We start from the raw sequence: 19070 nt of genomic DNA on the forward strand, positions 1-19070 counted from the left end.
TAACGGGATTAAAGGAGAAAGTCGATTTTTGATTAAGAAAGGAATCAGGCGATAAGGTTTTGTCAGTACTAGTAAAGGAGATAACATAACGCCAAGGCTGGTTTAACGACTCATCACCGTCGACATGTAAAACCGACATCGGCGCTTCCAGCCCGTCAACCGTTAAGGTATAGCGATTATGACTAACGCCATCTAAGCCTGCCATTAAATCTCTAAACCCGCCACCAAGCTGACCCAAAAGACGATTAAGTTCGTTTGACATGTTTTCCCCCTATGATTTCTAAAACTCATACCGTTTATTTTTATTATGCTATTGGTTTATCGCGATATCATTGTTTTTATGTTGACTATTTTCAATGTAAGCGATAATGCAAACAGAGTATAAACGATTTTAACGTAAAGTTTAACTTTTTTAATCAATATCTTTGTTTAATATGAATAATTTTAGTTAGTTAAAACGGTAACTGATAGCGGTTTAACGCCTTTGTTGAACAAGGAATTTAAGCAATCTTATTCTTTATCAAAAATAATTTATTAAATGCTTGCATTTAAAAACACCTTTATTGAACAAGCAATGTAAGCAACTTTATTCTTTCTCAATAAAATTTATTAACTCATTAAATTTAAAATAATTTCATGCTGAAACGGTATAGAATCCTGAATATTTTTAACAAGAATTGCGCCTTTTTAATAAAGAAATACCCTGATTTATTGCTAACTATGTTATAACTGTAAGAAATTTAAAGATTAATTGGTAGAATAACGGAAACGCGATAATCATGAAATGTAAATAACTCAATGTTTTCCTATATATTATTTATATCTTATCCTTTTATCACTGAATGCAAATAACAAACAGTTTAGTTAAAAAGCTATACATGATTTTAGTGGGAAATTTAATCTTTTTTAAAAAACGGTTAAATAAATATTGGTTAATATGAATTAGTTCTGTTAGTTATATCAGTATGTGATAGCTGCTTAACGTCTTTGTTGAACAAGCAATTTAAGCAACCTTATTCTTTATCAATAAAATTTATTAACCCATTAAATTTAAAATAATTTCACGCTGAAACGGTATAGAATCCTGAATATTTTTAACAAAATTCAGGCTTTTGTAATTTAGAAAGCCGTTCATGTTAATTAAAACAACTAATTAGATAAAAAATAAGGCACTCATTATTTGTGCCTTATTTTTAGTTATTTAATCTATTTTCAACACTGAGAGTTTTAACGGCTTATAGCTCATTTAACACTTCCCCCTCAAATAGCTTATCAAGCTCTTCAATAAACGCTTGCTCAGGTAGATGGTAAAAGATGCCATGCTCTGGCATACCACGCAAAAAGAGATAGTAAACACCCCCAAAATGGGTTTGATATTGGTAATTGGTTAAACGACCTTTTAAAAAGCGATGCAAGGCTAAACAGTAAAGTTGGTATTGTAGGTCGTAGCGATGTTCACACATCACTTTTTCTAGTGCTTCTTGATTATAAGAATCAACGCATTCACCTAACCAATTTGATTTATAATCAACCACATAATATTTCCCTTCAAATTTAAACACTAAATCAATAAATCCCTTTAGCATGCCTTTTACCGAATCAAAATCTAATTTAGGGCATAATCTTGATAAACGATCATATTGTTTGCAAAGATTATCTAATTGCTGGCTAGTTACGGTTTTTCGTATAGGAAGATAAAATTGTAATTCGTTAATATGTTGCCCCATTAACACTTGCGATAATATTAAATTTGGAGCATGCAGTTGTGTAGTCAATACTTGTTGCATCCAATTCGTTACTACACCACCCCATGCTGGCTCTAAATTGAGTTTTTTTACCATTTGATTACATAATTCATCAAGGTTATCTGGTGTGATATCTTCCATAATGCTGTGCATTAATGTACCCACATATGCCCCTTTCGGAAAGTGGTGGATATCATATTGTATATCGGTTGACGGAGCACTAGCAGATTCAAGTTGGAGCTCATCCCAATCATTAATAATATCGGGATTGTAAGCCAATATGGCATGATTATGTTTTTGTAATTCAGTATAGCTTGTGACCCGCCAATCACTCGAGAGATTACGTGAAAACGCATTGGCCGATAAGGATTGGCTTGGCAAAATTTGGGGAATATACTGCTGGCTATCAATTGGTAGTTGTACATCAACCAGATTAGCTATACTTGCAATTGATCGTAATTCACTTTTTAATAAATGATTAATCGCTGATTGGTTTTTCTTCAACGAGGCAAGCCCAATACTACAATGATAAACCGAACGGGTCATGGCTACATACAATAATCGTAAATCTTCGGCAAGACGTTCGTTTTCTATCTGTTGCTTGATTTCATCAGTCAGTAACCATGCATAAGTTAGCTGATAGTCATTGTCTTTATCATGATAAAATTGACTGTCCGACGCACGACACATCGAAATAAATGGCAACCACACAATTGGGAATTCTAGCCCCTTGGATTTATGAATAGTAATTATTTTGACAAGGTTTTCGTCACTTTCAAGGCGTTGCTGGTGATTTTCTAAATTAGGGTCGGGGCTAACTATTTGTTTTGTCAACCAACGAATTAACGCATGCGGACTATCTAATTCATTTGATGCTTCTTGGAGTAATTCACTTAAATGCATTAAATTGGTTAACGTTCGTTCACCATCTTGGCGAGCTAATATGTTTTCAGCTAAATGACGTTTTTTCATCATTCGGCGTAACATCACTAATACACCATAATATTGCCAAATTGCTTGGTATTGTTTGAATTCTTCAACTAAACTTTCCCATCTGTCTTGATCGTCAGTGATTTGTTCAAGTTCAGTCATGCTTTGCCCTAATAATGATGTCATTAATGCTAGCCTTAATGTTGTTTCGTTTTCAGGCATTAAGACGGCTTGCAATAAACTCAATACATCATTGGCCTCAATTGAAGAAAAAACACTACTATTATTTGATAAATAGACGCTTTTAACACCGTAATTGGACAATTTTTGTTGAATAATTTCGGCTTCACGCCCTGTGCGCACTAAGATCGCAATATCAGCTGTAGTTACAGGACGTTGTTTTTCTTCATTATCAATTAATATTGAAGAATTAGACAATAAAGACACAATTTGATTAGCACAACAACTTGCTATATGTTCTTGATAATCTGTATTGGTTGCAATGCCATCAGGCAGTAAATAAGCTGTGAGTGCGGCAACTTCTTGGTTATTCACTAGCAAAGACTTTTGTTGATTCCTTTTTGCCGCATCCATGGGTAAAAACGGAATATCTTCAAATATAAATGGATTATTGCAATTAGCAAACAATTGATTCACTGCTTTAACCATCGAAGCTGATGAACGATGGTTGACATCCATGGTAAAATAATTTTCTCCAGTCGATTGTTTAGCCTTTAAATAAGTGAATATATCAGCCCCTCGAAAGCTGTAAATCGCTTGCTTTGGGTCGCCAATAAATAGTAAACCTCGATCTAGCCGTTGGTTATCATAAATACGGTTAAAAATTTGATACTGCGTGGGATCGGTATCTTGGAATTCATCAATCAAAGCAACGCAGTATTTTGACGCAATACTTTGCGCTAATCTTTCACCTGTTTTGGCTTGTAATGCGCGATTAAGTTGCCCTATAAGATCATCAAAGCTCATTTCGCCATTTTTGCTTTTTTCGCTATAGAGCCCTTGTTGAATCACACTGACAATATCCATTAAGATTTGGCTACGTAAGTCAAGCGGTTGTGAATATAGATCATCAATTTGTTCAAAGACAAAATGACAAGGTGCGCTCTTTCCTTCTTTTGTCTTTTCGATTAATACCGATTGCTTAAATTTTTTAAGTTCATCTGGTAATTCAAACGTGTGAGTTGCGCTATTAGCCCATGCTGATACTTTAATTACCCAATTGGGTAAATGTCGGCTACTATAAGATTGTTTGCTAACACCTGATTGCGTAATGATATTGACTAATTCATCAGACAAGGCTAACCAAGACTGTTTGACGCTTTCAATTCTTTCAAAATTTTGTTGGTAAAATGCCTTAATTGTTTTACCAATATCTGGATTTACCTTGTTAGTATTGTTAAGTTCCAAACTTAAATAAGGATTGATATCTTTTAATAAAGTGGTTGGATCTTGCCATGTTGCAAGTACTAAATAAGCAAGCTGTTTATCAAGTGGCGTAAAGTAGTGACGCCAAAACTCTTGTGTTACCCTTAATTTGAGTTGAGATTCATCAGAAATTAGCTTTTGTTCAAATAAAACACCAGACTCAAACGCATGGCTAGTTAAGATACGCTGACAAAAACTATGAATAGTATAAATTGCCGCATCATCCATTGATTGTTGAGCATCTGTTAGCCGTTGTATTGCTAATTTGTGATCATCAATTAACTCAATCAGTTGTTGATAAATCGGATCTTGATGCTGCCCTTGTAGCAGTCCAATTCGCAATTCTTGAATATTTTTTCTTATTCGGGAACGTAGTTCTTGAGTTGCTGCTTTAGTAAAAGTAACAACCAGAATTTCGTTAACTTCTAAAGGTCTTGGATAACTATTTTGACCGATACCAAGCAACAATCTTAAGTAAATAAAGGCAAGCGAATAAGTTTTACCTGTTCCAGCCGATGCTTCAATTAAGGTTCGACCAGTTAAAGGTAAATCAAAAAGATTGAGTTTTTTTACTCCACTTGATGAAACCATTCAAGCTTTCCTGCAGAGTCTGGCAATAAATTAATACAAGCAATGGCAGCAGTAGGAAACATAGGCGGAGAAACTTGCGGGCACAGTTCATTAACTAAATATCCCACCAATGGCAAATGCGACACCACAATCACATTATCAACTCCATCAGCTAACAATAATGTTAATACGTCAACAATATGAGATGGGCTACCACCGGGCACTAAAAATTGATTAGTTTCAACTTTTTCAACACGAACATGCGATGATAATTCAGTCAATGTTTGTTGTGCTCGGAGATAAGGACTCACTAAACCAAAATCAAATTGATAATTTTGCTGTTTAAGCCATATTCCAGCTTGATTTGACTGAATAATACCATAATCTGTTAATGTTCGACTTGAATCTGATGAAGCAGAAAATCCTGCTTCACCATGTCTCATAATACAAACTTTCATCAATATTTAATTAACGTAATTTTAATTGAAAAATCATGGATTCTGCACCACAGCAAAAAGTGAATTTTACTGATAATTTAAAGCCATCATTAATTTTTTCAATATTACTTTCAATTTTGCAAGGCTCGGTTTCAACATCTTTGGCTGCTTGTGTTAATGATGCCAACTTTTGTTGAGCTTCAGATTCTGTCGCAAAAACGCGCTCATATTCAGCGCTACAATCTTCGTTGTCAATGATTGTACCAACATCCACACAACAGCATGCTGCTGTTTCGTTTGCTTTACATTTGTTTAAAGAATCTGTCATGCTACACCTCTGTTTAGCCATTAATATTGCTAATAGTATACTCTCTATCATCACTTAGGGCAAAGTGCTAACTCTGTTTTGTTTTAGTTTTGTTATTTATAATAACTCGATAACTAACCGCTTTAACAAATTTTGATTGAGTTTTTAAGTCATATATCGGAATTATTCGCGTTGTTTACCGTAATTTGAAAATCGACTGTATAACGCCGTCTCCCCAAACAAGCGATACGGTGTTTATACTATAAAAAATCACGTCTCTGATTTGGCTAACTACTTTATATTTATGGCCCAGCGTCCAACTATTTATCGCACTGAAAGATCTCATTAAACATTCAATAACATGAATGCTATTGAATATAAAACACAAGAACAGATAGCATCATTTTCTAGATGAGTTGTGTGCTCACTATCGGATATTTACCCAACTATTCACCTTTTAGGTTATATTTTTTGTAAAAAATATTCAGGATTCTATACCGTTTCGGGATAAATTGAGACTTTGCCAGCGTTCATTGGTTAAAACGTACTTTAATGGCGATGTGCCATAATCCGCAAATAATGAGTCATTCAAAAGATAGAAAACTAAAATTTTAAGCGATTGCAGGTAAAACGTTTTATGAGCTTTTTAGATGATTATTTTCATCATGAAGTGTAAACAACCTGAAGTATTCCTACCAGCCATATAATTAGTTTTCTGAATAAATGTTAGCAGGATATAACAACAAACTACTAATGAACAAACCTCTGCCAGACGGCAGAGGTCATATCATTAAAATTTAGGAGCGGAAGGACGACCTCGTTTTTTAGCAAATCCTTTATCAGATGTATCTGATTTATTACCTTTACGACCTCGCTTAGGTTCAGACATTGTGCCATTAACTAGGCTCATCTTCATTGGTTGATTAAGCACTCTTACCTTTTCAAAGTGTTTTAATATGTCTTTCGGCATGCCTTTTGGTAACTCAACGGTTGAATAAGTATCATAAAGCTTGATATTACCAATATAACGGCTACTAATATCGGCTTCATTAGCAATTGCTCCAACAATATGACGCACTTCAACACCGTTTTCTTTACCTAGTTCGATACGGTACATATCCATGTCACCCACATCTCGGCGTTCACGACGCTTTGGTGCTTCGCGGTTATCTCCTCGTAGACGTCGCTCACCACCACGATTATCTCGATCACGACTATCGCGTGATGGCTTAAATACCGGATCAGGTGGAAGAATCAATGGACGTTCACCTTGTGCTAATTTGAGCAATGCAGTTGCAATTGTTTCAAGATCAGCACCACTTTCGGCTTGTATTTGCGCTAATAAATTTTGGTATTGATCTAAATCACTACTCTCTAACTGTTTTTGGACTTGCTCCGTAAATTTAGCTAAACGACGTTTTTCGAGTAGCTCTTTAGATGGTAAGCCAACTTCAGGAATCGGTTTTTTGATCGTTTGTTCGATATTTTTAAGCAAGCGACGTTCACGGCTATCAACAAATAAAATAGCGCGACCTGCTCGACCTGCTCGACCTGTTCGTCCGATACGATGCACATAAGATTCAGAATCTAAGGTAATATCATAATTGATAACCAAACTAATACGCTCTACATCCAAACCACGAGCTGCAACATCAGTTGCAATTAAAATATCTAATCGCCCATTACGTAAACGATCTAATGTTTGTTCACGCAATTGTTGTGTCATATCGCCATTTAAAGCGGCACAACTATAACCATGTTTTTCAAGCACTTCTGCCACATCTAAAGTAGCCGATTTTGTTCGAACAAAAATAATCGCTGCGTCAAAATCTTCAGCTTCTAAAAAGCGAACAATCGCTTCATTTTTACGCATACCTCGAACAAGCCAATAACTTTGGTCAATATCAGGCGCTGTTTGTTTAGTACCTTTAATTTGAACTTCTTTAGGATTATGCATAAATCGTTTAGTAATACGACGAATTGGCGCGGGCATCGTTGCTGAAAATAATGCTGTTTGATGATTTTCGGGAATGGTTGCCATGATGCTTTCAACATCATCAATAAAGCCCATTCTTAACATTTCGTCAGCTTCATCAAGCACTAAACCTTTCAAATTAGAAAGATCTAATGTTTTACGATTTAAGTGATCAAGCAAACGCCCTGGTGTACCAACCACTATTTGTGGCCCTTGTTTTAACGCACGTAATTGCACGTCATAACGCTGCCCGCCATATAAAGCTAGTACTTTTACGCCTTTCATGTATTTTGAATATTCAGAACAAGCATCTGCAACTTGCATAGCTAGCTCGCGTGTTGGAGCTAGAACTAAAAGTTGTGGTGCTTTTAAGTTTGCATCAATATTCATTAAAAAAGGGATTGAAAATGCGGCAGTTTTACCACTACCAGTTTGCGCCATTCCCAATACATCGTTACCTTCTAATAATAGAGGTATACATTCAGATTGAATAGGTGATGGTTTGCTAAAACCAAGATCATTTAATGCATTAAGGATATCCTCGGATAAACCAAGGTCAATAAAAGAAACATCTTTTGTCATGTAAACTCGCTTATAAACTTTGAATATATAAGCTTGCTTAATTAGTCAGCAAAAAATTGATAATGATTAACTAATATCAATTAAGATTTCTCTTATTTTTGCTAAACCAAATAAAGAAAGCAGATATAAATTTATGCCAGCTCACTAAATTGAAAATTTACAACTCACCCCAATAACTAACTGCCGATATTGACTCAACAACTATTCGATATAGAAACAACTTAAATTTAAAGCTAATTAATGCTTATATAATCTAAGATAAAGTTATCTGCATGACAAATGTTGAGAATATATTATTTGGCAAATCAGAACTACGCTATAACAATATTTTCACTTTTAAAACTGGCATGACCCTTGTTACTTTTCTTCAAGTAACTTCATTTCATAGAGTGCCTGTTGATGTTCAACATAGTTATAAATATTATTGGCTAAAGCATATTTAAATAACATTTTGGCACGCTCGTTGTCACCTTTACTTTGATAATACTTACCTAAGTAAAAATAGACTTCACAAAGGCGCTCGGCTAACTGCCGATTATTTTCAGCACCTTGTTGAAGGTTCTGCATTAATTTAGACTCACTTATTTTGTCTAAATAAAATGCAATAATATTGCCACTATAAATCGTTTTATCATTAATCAGATCATAACGTTTTTGTAGCTCATTTTGGGCAGCTCTATTGTTGATCTCCTTCTCAATCAGATAAAGCCATAAAATCCTGATAGGTTCATTCACATCATATTGATAAAACTGCAATGCATCGCGCTCAGCAGCTTGATAATGCCCTGTACGATATAACGCAATTGCACGATTTAAGTAAGCATAAGCATAAGTAGGATCAAGCTCTAACGTTGTATTAAACGATGTTAAAGCTTCATCAAAATTACCTTCTCTGAGCGCATAAGTCCCTAAAAAATTATAAACATCAGGGATTTCTGGATTAAAATTTAACAAATACGAAAAATCGCTTTGTGCAAAGGCTTTAAAACCTAATGAATCGTAAACAATACCACGCTCAAAGATAAGTTGCATTCGCGTTACAGTATCAAGATCTTTTCGTGATAACTGTTGGCTGATCTGAGCAATTTTTAATTCGTCATCATATGAAACCTGCTCAGGAACAGCCAGCAAAGGCTGAGAGTGAGAACAACCCGACAAAAGAATAACAGCTAGCAAAAAGCAGTATACAGTCCTCAGGCTGAATAATTTCACTTTTACCCCCTAGTGAAGTGAATCACAGTTTTATTCTGCTGTCGGAGCAACGTCTACTGCCGACTCAACAGCATCTTTCATGCTTAAACGGATTCTACCTTGGCGATCAATTTCGAGTACTTTCACATTCACTTCTTGACCTAATTTTAAATAATCAGCCACTTTTTCGACTCGATGATCAGCAATTTGAGAAACATGGACAAGTCCTTCTTTCCCACCAATAACAGATACGAAAGCACCAAAATCAACGATTCTAGTAACTTTTCCTGTATAAATTTTACCAATTTCGACATCAGCAACTAAATTAGTAATGCGTGCCATGGCATCCTTCGCTTTATTGCCATCTGAAGCTGCAATCTTGACTGTACCATCGTCAGTAATTTCAATAGTAGTCCCTGTTTCTTCAGTTAAAGCGCGAATAGTTGCCCCACCTTTACCGATAATATCGCGGATTTTATCAGGATTAACATTCATCGTATAAATACGCGGTGCAAATTCCGAAATTTCTTGGCGAGGTTTATTAATTGCTTGCTCCATTACACCTAAAATGTGTAAACGTGCACCTTTTGCTTGATTAAGCGCCACTTGCATAATTTCTTTAGTGATACCTTCAATTTTGATATCCATTTGTAATGCACTAACGCCTTCACGCGTACCTGCTACTTTAAAGTCCATATCACCAAGATGATCTTCATCACCAAGAATATCTGACAATACCACAAATTGATCGCCTTCTTTGACTAGGCCCATCGCAATACCAGCAACAGATGATTTAATTGGCACGCCAGCATCCATAAGCGCAAGTGAAGCACCACAAACAGAAGCCATTGAAGATGAACCATTTGATTCGGTAATTTCTGATACCACTCGGACAGTATATGGAAATTCTTCACGACTTGGCATTACTGCCGCAACGCCACGTTTAGCTAAGCGACCATGGCCGATTTCACGACGTTTTGGAGATCCAACCATACCTGTTTCGCCAACAGAATATGGAGGAAAATTGTAATGAAGTAAAAAACGTTCAGTATATTCACCCGTTAGTTCATCAATGATTTGTGCATCACGTTCTGTACCTAATGTTGCCGTGACTAATGCTTGGGTTTCGCCACGTGTAAACAGTGCACTACCATGTGTTCTTGGTAAAACACCCGTACGGATATCAAGTGCACGAATCATATCTTTTTCGCGACCATCAATACGAGGTTCACCCGCAATAACACGTTTACGAACAATTTGGCTTTCTAAATCGACGATAATATTAAGCACTTCGTTTTCATCAATTTCTTCATTTTGTTCTTTTAGTGCGGCTAATACTTCTTCTTTGATTAAATCGATTTGAGCATAACGCGCTTGTTTTTCGATTATACGATAAGCTTCACCTAAACGTTCTTTAGCGAGTTCAACAATGGCATTATATAGCACTTCGTTTTTAGCTGGTGCAACCCAATCCCATTTTTCGCAATTGGCTTTTTTTGCAAATTCATTAATATTATCAATAACAACTTGTTGTTGTTCATGACCAAATACCACCGCTGCTAACATTTGATCTTCAGTAAGTAAATCAGCTTCAGATTCAACCATTAATACTGCACTTTTAGTTCCAGCAACCACTAAATCTAAACGACTTGTAGCCAGTTCTTTTACAGATGGATTTAAGACAAATTCATCATTAATAAAGCCTACACGCGCAGCACCGATAGGGCCATGGAATGGCACACCTGATAAGCAAAGCGCAGCAGAAGCGCCAATCATAGCAACTAAGTCTGGGCTCACATCAGGATTTACTGAAACAACAGTTGCAATAATTTGGATTTCATTAACAAATCCTTCAGGGAATAATGGGCGAAGTGGACGGTCAATCAAACGTGCAATTAAGGTTTCGCCTTCACTTGGACGACCTTCTCGTTTAAAAAAACCACCGGGAATACGCCCTGCTGCATAGGTACGTTCTTGGTAATTAACTGTTAGCGGGAAGAAGTCTTGACCTTCTTTCACTTTTTTATTGGCAACAACGGTAACAAATACGGCGGTATCATCCATATTAACCATAACCGCAGCAGTTGCTTGACGAGCCATAATACCTGTTTCTAAAGTAACAGTATGACGACCATATTGGAATTTTTGATGAGTCGGATTAAACAAAATAATGTCCTCTTGTTATTTATTATGTTGAAGTTTGATATTTCGACAGGAAGCAGCATTATGCTGCACTTATTGATACTCTCTTCAACAATGTGGGGGTAAATTCAACAAAAAGATTATTTCACTGTCACGACTAATGACAAATCTATAAATTATAGAGCTCTCATTAGTCGCGCGAAACATGAGATACAATCTTTACTTTGTTGACTTACATAAAATATTAATTTTTTCGAGCTCTGTATTATATCAGAGTGTCAATTTTTCACAACGAAAAAGAGGCCTAAGCCTCTTTTCAAGTAGATGATGAATTAGCGACGTAAACCTAGCTTTTTAATTAATTGGCTATAACGTTCAATATCTTTACGACGTAAATAATCTAATAATTTACGACGGCTAGACACCATACGTAATAGACCGCGACGGCTATGGTGATCTTTTTTGTGCTCAGAAAAATGACCTTGTAAATCATTAATACGTGCAGTTAAAAGAGCAACTTGAACTTCAGTTGAACCTGTATCGTTAGTACCACGACCATATTCAGCAACGATTTTCGCTTTAGCTTCTACAGTTAGAGACATAATAAACCTCTTTAAATAAATATAAAATATAGAATGACCGATCTCTAATTCAGACATTCCTCAATATTCATATAGGAATATATGAACTGCGTAATTATACTGAAATTTGTTAAAATAGCAATTTGATTTACTTAGTTAACCACAGGATTTACTTAAGTTGAAAACCATATTCTTCTTGAATAAGTTTTTTTAATGCCTCAATATAATTTTGGGCTGATAGACTCAATTGAGCTTTTTGTGATGTGATCCAACCAATTAGGATTTTTTCATCTACATCTAAAGGTATTGATAAAATATCAGAACCATTTAAATCCGTACTTAACACCCCTGTACTAATGGTATAACCATTAAGTCCATGCAATAGATTAAACAAAGTTGCCCTATCACTCACATGAATACTTTTTTTATGGTAAACCGTACTTAAAATCTCTTCTGAAAAATAAAACGAATTATACTCCCCCTGCTCGAAAGAGAGATAAGGATAATCCTCTAAATCATCTAATGTTAATGACTTCATTCCCGCTAATGGATGATGAGTACTAATAAATACATGAGGATGCGCTTCAAAAAGTGGATTAAAGGTCAATCGATGTTCTTTTAGTAGTCGCAAAATTACCTTTTGGTTAAAATCAGTCAAATATAAGATGCCAACTTCGCTGCGTAAATTGGCGACGTCGGTGATAATATCATATGTTCTTGTTTCTCTGAGTGTAAACTCGTATTCATCCGTATGATTTTTTTTTATTAAATTAACAAAAGCATTGACCGCAAAAGCATAATGTTGGGTAGATATACTACATAGCTGCTTAGACGGTGCTTTTTTTGAATAGTGTTGTTCCAATAACTCAGCCTGATCTAAAACTTGTTTAGCATAACCTAAAAACTCAACACCATCGGTCGAAAGTGAAACGCCTTTGGAGGTACGTACAAAAATCTCAATACCAAATTCAGCTTCTAAATCTTTTACAGCCGTTGATAAGCTGGGTTGTGTAATGTACAAATTTTTAGCTGCCTCATTAATTGAGCCTGAACGTGCAATTTCTAAAATATAACGTAGTTGTTGAAGTTTCATAATATCAGTTAATGTCTTAACACAAACTATCTTGCTTAACACAAATATATACTAAATCATATTTAAGTGAAGTAAATAATTGTTATCGTTTTTATACTCAAACACATACTTTCCTGAAAGTTTTTAACAACGATTTTGTTGTGCTATTGTAAAATAGTGATGAAAAATAAATATTAATGATTAAAATGGTGAGCAATTAAAAGAAGTTTTCGTAAATTAATTTTATACTCATAAGCGTTGAAACAGTAATTAGCATTGGTCTGATTAATTTGCGACCTTTAGCAATGACCATCTTAGCACCAAGTCTTGCACCTATAAATTGACCAACTAACATGATAAGTCCAATTGACCATATCACTTCGCCACCAACAATAAAAAACAGTAAACCGGCTAAATTTGAAGTGAAGTTTAATACTTTGGTATGCGCTGTTGCTTTAGTTAAATTAAAGCCAGCCAGTGTAATATAGGCTAACGCATAAAATGAACCCGCGCCTGGCCCAAAAAATCCATCATAAAAACCAATTGCCAAAGCAGGTATTAGTGCAAATTGGATAAGTGAAAAGCGACTTTTACGATCGTTTTCACCAATGGTTGGAGAAAGCAAGAAATAAAGTCCCACGCCAATGGTTAAAATAGGCAGTAATAGCTTTAAAAAATCAGCTTGGACATGCATAACCGACAATGTTCCAACTGCCGATCCAACAAAAGCAAACATGATTGAACACTTTTGCTGCTTTAAGTCGACCATTCGCTGACGAATAAAATATAAACTAGCAGAAAATGAACCACCACAGCTTTGTAATTTATTAGTCGCCAAGGCACTAGCTGGCGGCAGTCCAACAGCAAGTAAAGCAGGCACAGTTAATAAACCACCACCACCTGCAATTGAATCAATAAAACCAGCTAAAATAGCAATAATAAACAGTAAGATAAGTATTTCACAACTCATAGCGAATTGACATCATTACATTGAGCTCGATAGCGAAGATAATGATCCATTAGCACTATAGCAACCATCGCTTCAGCGATGGGAACGGCTCGTATTCCTACACATGGATCATGTCGACCATGGGTCGATACTTCAACAGTTTCGCCATGGATATTAATTGATTGCCCTGCAATTTCAATGCTTGGTGTTGGCTTTAAGGCGATACTAGCTAATATCGTTTGTCCTGAGCTAATACCCCCTAAAATACCGCCAGCATGGTTAGATAAAAAACCTTGCTTAGTTATTTCATCTCGATTTTCACTGCCTCGTTTATTAACAACCGCATAACCATCACCAATTTCAACGCCTTTCACTGCATTAATACTCATTAACGCATGTGCAAGTTCAGCATCTAATTTGTCAAATACGGGTTCGCCAAGTCCTACAGGAACGTTTTCGGCAACAATACAGACTTTAGCACCAATTGAGTCACCCTCTTTTTTCAGTGTTCTGAGCAACTGATCAAGTGCCTCTAATTGGCTTTCGTCAGCGCAAAAAAATGGATTTTGTTCAACTTGTTGCCAATCTTTTAATTCACATTTTACATCGCCCATCTGAGCCAAATAACCACGAATGGTTATACCAAGCTTTTCTTGCAGATATTTTTTTGCAATCGCGCCAGCGGCAACACGCATGGCAGTTTCACGAGCAGAAGAACGACCGCCACCACGATAATCGCGTATGCCATATTTATTTTGATAAGTATAATCTGCATGGCTTGGTCTAAAGATATCTTTAATTTTGCTATAATCTTGAGAACGTTGATCGGTGTTTTCAATAAGTAATCCAATACTTGTACCTGTTGTCACACCCTCAAATACACCTGATAAGATTTTGACTCGATCGGCTTCTCGGCGTTGAGTAGTATAACGAGAAGATCCTGGCCTACGACGGTCAAGGTCATGTTGCATATCTGATTCAGTTAATGCAAGTCCTGGTGGAACGCCATCGACAATACACCCTAATGCTACGCCGTGTGATTCACCAAATGTGGATACTTTGAATAATTTTCCGATTGAGTTTCCAGCCATAATAAATTTATTCCAATTATTAAAGGTAGCTTATTTAAAACAGTAATGATATTGAATCAACTCTTCACGAGTGATCGCAAACACGCCCAGACCACCATGCTTAAATTCAATCCAATTAAATGGGACATCTGGATATTGTTGCTTTAGGCTAATCCAGCTATTGCCAACTTCACAGACTAATATGCCCGCAGGTGCTAAATAATCTATCGCATCTCGTAAAATTGTTTTTACCAAATCTAAACCATCAAAACCCGCCTCTAATGCTAATTTAGGTTCATATAAAAACTCATCTGGCAAATCACTCATATCTTCACTATCAACATAAGGTGGATTTGTGACAATGAGATCATATTGTTTTACAGGCACATCATTAAATAGATCTGACAAAATAGGGGTAACTCGAAAATCCATTTCGTGCATTTCAATATTTGTTTGTGCAATATCTAATGCTTCTAATGAAATATCGGTGATATCAACTTGAGCATCAGCAAACTCATAAGCACAAGCAATACCAATACAACCACTGCCTGTGCACAAATCTAAAATATTTTTAGGCTCAGCAAATATTAGCTGTTCAAAATGGTTATTGATGAGTTCACCAATAGGAGAACGAGGAATTAATACGCGCTCATCAACGTAAAAAGAATGGCCACAAAACCAAGCTTGATTAGTTAAATAAGGGGTTGGCACACGATCTTTAATTCGTTTTTGAATAACATCAAAAAGTTGATTTTTTTCATCATTAGTCAGATTTGCAGAATAAAATTCTGTAGGAATAAACAACGATAGCCCTAATGTTGCTAAAATGAGTTGTTTAGATTCATCAATAGGATTATCCGTACCATGTCCTAAAAAGACATCTGATAGATTAAGTTGCGATGCTGTCCAGCGTATAAAGTCCTGAACTGTGCGTAAGTTTTCCATAATGACTCCAAATGCTTTAGGAGAGGAAGGCGTTATTTGTCATTCTAGGCGACTGCCTGCAATGGGGTTTTGCTAGAGTAATCTTGACAGTATGCTTCTAACAACAATGTTGAACCTAATGTTCCACCCTTTAATGACTAACTATTTATGGCGGTGAGGAAGGGATTCGAACCCTTGATACGTTGCCGTATACACACTTTCCAGGCGTGCTCCTTCAACCACTCGGACACCTCACCTAATTATTAGAACCTGCTTTTTCAAGCAGGCTGCATACTATAATGATCACAAGATAATTAATCAAGCTTTTTTAATTCATACAAACAATAATACCAAATGTGGCTAAAACAGCGAGTATACCAACTGTTGTGATCAAAGCATATTTTATATCTGAACACATTTTATTATCTCCAATTATTTTTTATTATTAATTAGTCTTTTCGATTGGCAAATCAAACGAAATAATGTTGTTAATAGAACCATTACTTTCAATTTTTGGATATTTAGCCGCAAAATCAAGAAGTATCTCGATTGATTCATCTAAGTAAGCATCGGGTTGTTTATAATCCTTAGGTAAATCATCTAATTTAGTAATTGATGGTAAACCAGCTTTCTTTAGACGTTCATTCATTCTTGTTAAATCACGATCATCATTAGTTTTTTGTTCTGCTTCTCGTTTTTTCTTATTAAGCGAAACAATATATTGACGATCTTTTTTATCATTAAACCGCTTAATATCTTCATCAATATAGATAAATTCAGGATTTTTTGAAATCCTAGTCAAATGTTTCGCTTCTAAATCAGGTAACAACGGCTTAATATTGGCAAGAGTCAAATAATTAGCTGATGGTATTTTATCCCAAGGTAACGCATTGTCTAAGAACCGTTCACCTGTCTCATCAACATATTTCACTCTATTCATTTCAATATCTGGCTCAACACCTTTCAATTGTGTACTACCGCCATTAATACGGTAAAACTTCTGTATAGTGTATTGAGCACCGCCCAGTTCAGGCCAATTTGGATGTAACCTTGCATCAACTGGATAAGAAATGTTACGTGATGTTTGTACAGTTCCTTTACCATAAGTCGTTTCACCAACAATTAATGCACGTCCATAATCCTGCATAGCGGCAGAAAATATTTCTGATGCTGATGCACTATAGCGATTAATCATCACAACAAGTGGACCAGTATATTCGATACCTTTATTTTTATCATCATAAGTAATGACTTTTTGCAAATTATCTCGAACTTGAACAACAGGCCCGCTATCAATAAACAAACCAGTTAAAGTGATAACTTCCACTAATGAACCACCACCATTATCACGTAAATCAATAACCAAACCTTGTAAATTTTCTTTATTTGCTTTCGATAAAAGAGATTCTACTTTTTCGGTTAATCCCATGTAGAAACTCGGTATTTCAATAACCCCTACTTTACCGCGCTGATTATCAATGATCTTCAATTTCGCTTCACGATCTTCAAAATGAATTTTATCACGAGTAAGCTCGATGACTTTGGCCTTACTATTGTTACCTGCTGGTAAAATTTCTAACTTAACTACAGTCCCTTTTGGTCCACGAATTTTATCGACAATATCATCTAAACGCCAACCAATAACATCTTCAACGGCTGAATTGCTTTGACCTACGCCAATAATCTTATCCCCGACACTAAGTAGCTTACTTTTTTCAGCGGGCCCTCCTGTGACAAAAGACATAATCACGGTATAGTCGTCTTGCTGACTTAATGTTGCACCAATGCCTTCGAATGATAAACTCATTTCAGAGTCAAAATCGCGTTTTTTACGTGGCGCTAAGTAACTAGTATGGGGATCGATCTCTCTTGCAAATGCATTCATAAACACTTGGAAAGCATCTTCATTATTTGATTGCATTATCGTTTTCAAAACACGTTTGTAACGTTTAGTTAATATTTCTCGGATCTGTTTTTCATTTTTCCCTGATAAGGATAAACTGAGCTCGTCATATTTAACGCGTTTGTCCCAATAGGTATTGAGTTCAGCTTCAGAAGTCGGCCATGCAATTTCTTCACGATTGAAATCAACTTCATCATTGGCAGAAAAATCCATAGGACGCCGTAAAACTTCAAGAGCATATTGATAACGGTTATAGCGCTTTAGTAAAAAAAGATTATAGATGTCATAAGCCGTTTTTAGATCACCATCAATTAATTCCTGACCTAAAAACTCTTGTCTGTTTCGGAATTTATCAACATCACCTTGAATAAATATAGATTTATTCCCATCTAATAGTTTGAAATAGCGATCAAAAATCTGAGCAGAAAAAACGCCATCTAAGGCAAAATTGCGGTAATGTGATTGTGTAAAAAAATTGGTTACACGTTTAGCGACAACCTGATGAATCTCATCTTGCTTCAAAACGGGGATTTGTTCTTTAGCTTGTGGTTTTGCCTGAACGTTTTGGCTAACAATTCCGAAAACAAGACTAAGTGCAATAATACCTTTCAGTAATTTATTCATTCAAATTCTCTACTTATTGATAATGTGTTCAGGTTTAACCGTTAACTCCATACCTACACCAACCTTTACTTTAATTTGCTCTTTCTCAATATTAATAATTTGTACTTTTATAGGTTTATTGCCTACAATAACTTTAACAAAATCACCAATTTTTGGAGTTTTAGATTTTTTAAAAGGTGCACGTGTCGTTTTACGTTTTTCTTTTGCGCGTTCTTTAAAGCGCGCTTTAGCCTTTTCTTTGCTCTCTTTTAATTGTTGTTGAGCATGATCCATCTGTTCTTGGTTAATGACTTCATGAGGGTTGCCATCTAAGTCAACACGGTTAGCCCCTTCTTTTATACTATACAAGTAGCGCCAACTCATGGTGTATGCGCGCAATGCAGCACGAAGTTTAGTTTTACTAATTACGTCACTGTTATCCAGACGAGACAGGATATCTTGAAAAATACCAATTTTTAATGGTTTTGCTTCACCTTCAAGGGTAAAACAATTCGGGAATTGTTGAGCTAAATAAGCAATAATCTCTTTACTATTTGTTAATTGAAACTGACTTTCCATTATTATATTCCATAGCAACTAAATTTTACGGACGTTAAAGTATATCGCAGCTTATACAATAACA

At 35.7% G+C, this 19070-nt stretch carries 15 protein-coding genes and 1 tRNA gene; all 16 read right to left on the reverse strand.

The annotated features are described in order from the left end of the window. The coding region (locus ACYIAL_RS02870) for a hypothetical protein (RefSeq protein WP_483750927.1) at positions 1–262 on the reverse strand (262 nt) is incomplete at its 3' end. A gap of 973 nt (positions 263–1235) precedes the next feature. Continuing rightward, positions 1236–4712: an exodeoxyribonuclease V subunit beta gene (recB, locus tag ACYIAL_RS02875; RefSeq protein WP_483750928.1), complete on the reverse strand. Its 3477-nt coding sequence runs from the start codon at positions 4710–4712 to the stop codon at positions 1236–1238. Then, the gene (gene sixA, locus ACYIAL_RS02880; RefSeq protein WP_483750929.1) at positions 4691–5149 is read right to left on the reverse strand and encodes a phosphohistidine phosphatase SixA; all 459 of its coding nucleotides are present in this window, start codon (positions 5147–5149) and stop codon (positions 4691–4693) included. The genes recB and sixA overlap by 22 nt, the downstream gene beginning before the upstream one ends. A gap of 10 nt (positions 5150–5159) precedes the next feature. Next, positions 5160–5456 (reverse strand): YfcZ/YiiS family protein, encoded by a 297-nt coding sequence (locus tag ACYIAL_RS02885; RefSeq protein ID WP_085247387.1) that lies wholly within the window; start codon positions 5454–5456, stop codon positions 5160–5162. Between the two features lie 769 nt (positions 5457–6225). Continuing rightward, the gene (locus ACYIAL_RS02890; RefSeq protein ID WP_483750930.1) at positions 6226–7992 is read right to left on the reverse strand and encodes a DEAD/DEAH family ATP-dependent RNA helicase; all 1767 of its coding nucleotides are present in this window, start codon (positions 7990–7992) and stop codon (positions 6226–6228) included. A 357-nt stretch (positions 7993–8349) separates the two neighbouring features. Next, positions 8350–9204: a lipoprotein NlpI gene (gene nlpI, locus ACYIAL_RS02895; RefSeq protein WP_483750931.1), complete on the reverse strand. Its 855-nt coding sequence runs from the start codon at positions 9202–9204 to the stop codon at positions 8350–8352. 30 nt (positions 9205–9234) lie between these two features. Further along, positions 9235–11349, reverse strand: a complete 2115-nt coding sequence (gene pnp / locus ACYIAL_RS02900; protein WP_483750932.1) for a polyribonucleotide nucleotidyltransferase — start codon at positions 11347–11349, stop codon at positions 9235–9237. A gap of 308 nt (positions 11350–11657) precedes the next feature. Further along, the gene (gene rpsO / locus ACYIAL_RS02905; RefSeq protein ID WP_065567223.1) at positions 11658–11927 is read right to left on the reverse strand and encodes a 30S ribosomal protein S15; all 270 of its coding nucleotides are present in this window, start codon (positions 11925–11927) and stop codon (positions 11658–11660) included. A 148-nt stretch (positions 11928–12075) separates the two neighbouring features. Beyond that, positions 12076–12999: a LysR family transcriptional regulator gene (locus ACYIAL_RS02910; RefSeq protein WP_483746832.1), complete on the reverse strand. Its 924-nt coding sequence runs from the start codon at positions 12997–12999 to the stop codon at positions 12076–12078. Between the two features lie 196 nt (positions 13000–13195). Continuing rightward, positions 13196–13948 carry a TSUP family transporter gene (locus ACYIAL_RS02915; protein WP_174797310.1) on the reverse strand — a complete coding sequence of 251 codons (753 nt, stop codon included), beginning with the start codon at positions 13946–13948 and terminating at the stop codon, positions 13196–13198. After that, entirely contained in the window at positions 13945–15018 is a 1074-nt protein-coding gene (gene aroC, locus ACYIAL_RS02920; RefSeq protein WP_483750933.1) for a chorismate synthase, read from the reverse strand. The genes ACYIAL_RS02915 and aroC overlap by 4 nt, the downstream gene beginning before the upstream one ends. 30 nt (positions 15019–15048) lie before the next feature. Next, positions 15049–15942 (reverse strand): 50S ribosomal protein L3 N(5)-glutamine methyltransferase, encoded by an 894-nt coding sequence (gene prmB / locus ACYIAL_RS02925; protein WP_483750934.1) that lies wholly within the window; start codon positions 15940–15942, stop codon positions 15049–15051. Positions 15943–16090: 148 nt separating this feature from the next. Further along, positions 16091–16178, reverse strand: a tRNA-Ser gene (locus tag ACYIAL_RS02930). Positions 16179–16249: 71 nt separating this feature from the next. Next, on the reverse strand, positions 16250–16339 hold the full coding sequence (gene cydH, locus ACYIAL_RS02935; RefSeq protein ID WP_174797313.1) for a cytochrome bd-I oxidase subunit CydH: 90 nt from the start codon (positions 16337–16339) through the stop codon (positions 16250–16252). Between the two features lie 27 nt (positions 16340–16366). After that, on the reverse strand, positions 16367–18448 hold the full coding sequence (gene prc / locus ACYIAL_RS02940; protein ID WP_483750935.1) for a carboxy terminal-processing peptidase: 2082 nt from the start codon (positions 18446–18448) through the stop codon (positions 16367–16369). A gap of 9 nt (positions 18449–18457) precedes the next feature. Continuing rightward, on the reverse strand, positions 18458–19006 hold the full coding sequence (proQ, locus tag ACYIAL_RS02945) for an RNA chaperone ProQ (protein WP_174797315.1): 549 nt from the start codon (positions 19004–19006) through the stop codon (positions 18458–18460). Positions 19007–19070: the final 64 nt, after the last annotated feature.

This window comes from Gilliamella sp. X-57 (assembly GCF_057063565.1).

Coding starts and splice junctions, on each gene's coding strand:
- sixA (WP_483750929.1), bottom strand. CDS start 5,149: ATGAAAGTTTGTATTATGAGACATGGTGAAGCAGGATTTTCTGCTTCA.
- prc (WP_483750935.1), bottom strand. CDS start 18,448: ATGAATAAATTACTGAAAGGTATTATTGCACTTAGTCTTGTTTTCGGA.
- ACYIAL_RS02885 (WP_085247387.1), bottom strand. CDS start 5,456: ATGACAGATTCTTTAAACAAATGTAAAGCAAACGAAACAGCAGCATGC.
- proQ (WP_174797315.1), bottom strand. CDS start 19,006: ATGGAAAGTCAGTTTCAATTAACAAATAGTAAAGAGATTATTGCTTAT.
- aroC (WP_483750933.1), bottom strand. CDS start 15,018: ATGGCTGGAAACTCAATCGGAAAATTATTCAAAGTATCCACATTTGGT.
- rpsO (WP_065567223.1), bottom strand. CDS start 11,927: ATGTCTCTAACTGTAGAAGCTAAAGCGAAAATCGTTGCTGAATATGGT.
- ACYIAL_RS02890 (WP_483750930.1), bottom strand. CDS start 7,992: ATGACAAAAGATGTTTCTTTTATTGACCTTGGTTTATCCGAGGATATC.
- cydH (WP_174797313.1), bottom strand. CDS start 16,339: ATGTGTTCAGATATAAAATATGCTTTGATCACAACAGTTGGTATACTC.
- ACYIAL_RS02910 (WP_483746832.1), bottom strand. CDS start 12,999: ATGAAACTTCAACAACTACGTTATATTTTAGAAATTGCACGTTCAGGC.
- recB (WP_483750928.1), bottom strand. CDS start 4,712: ATGGTTTCATCAAGTGGAGTAAAAAAACTCAATCTTTTTGATTTACCT.
- prmB (WP_483750934.1), bottom strand. CDS start 15,942: ATGGAAAACTTACGCACAGTTCAGGACTTTATACGCTGGACAGCATCG.
- ACYIAL_RS02915 (WP_174797310.1), bottom strand. CDS start 13,948: ATGAGTTGTGAAATACTTATCTTACTGTTTATTATTGCTATTTTAGCT.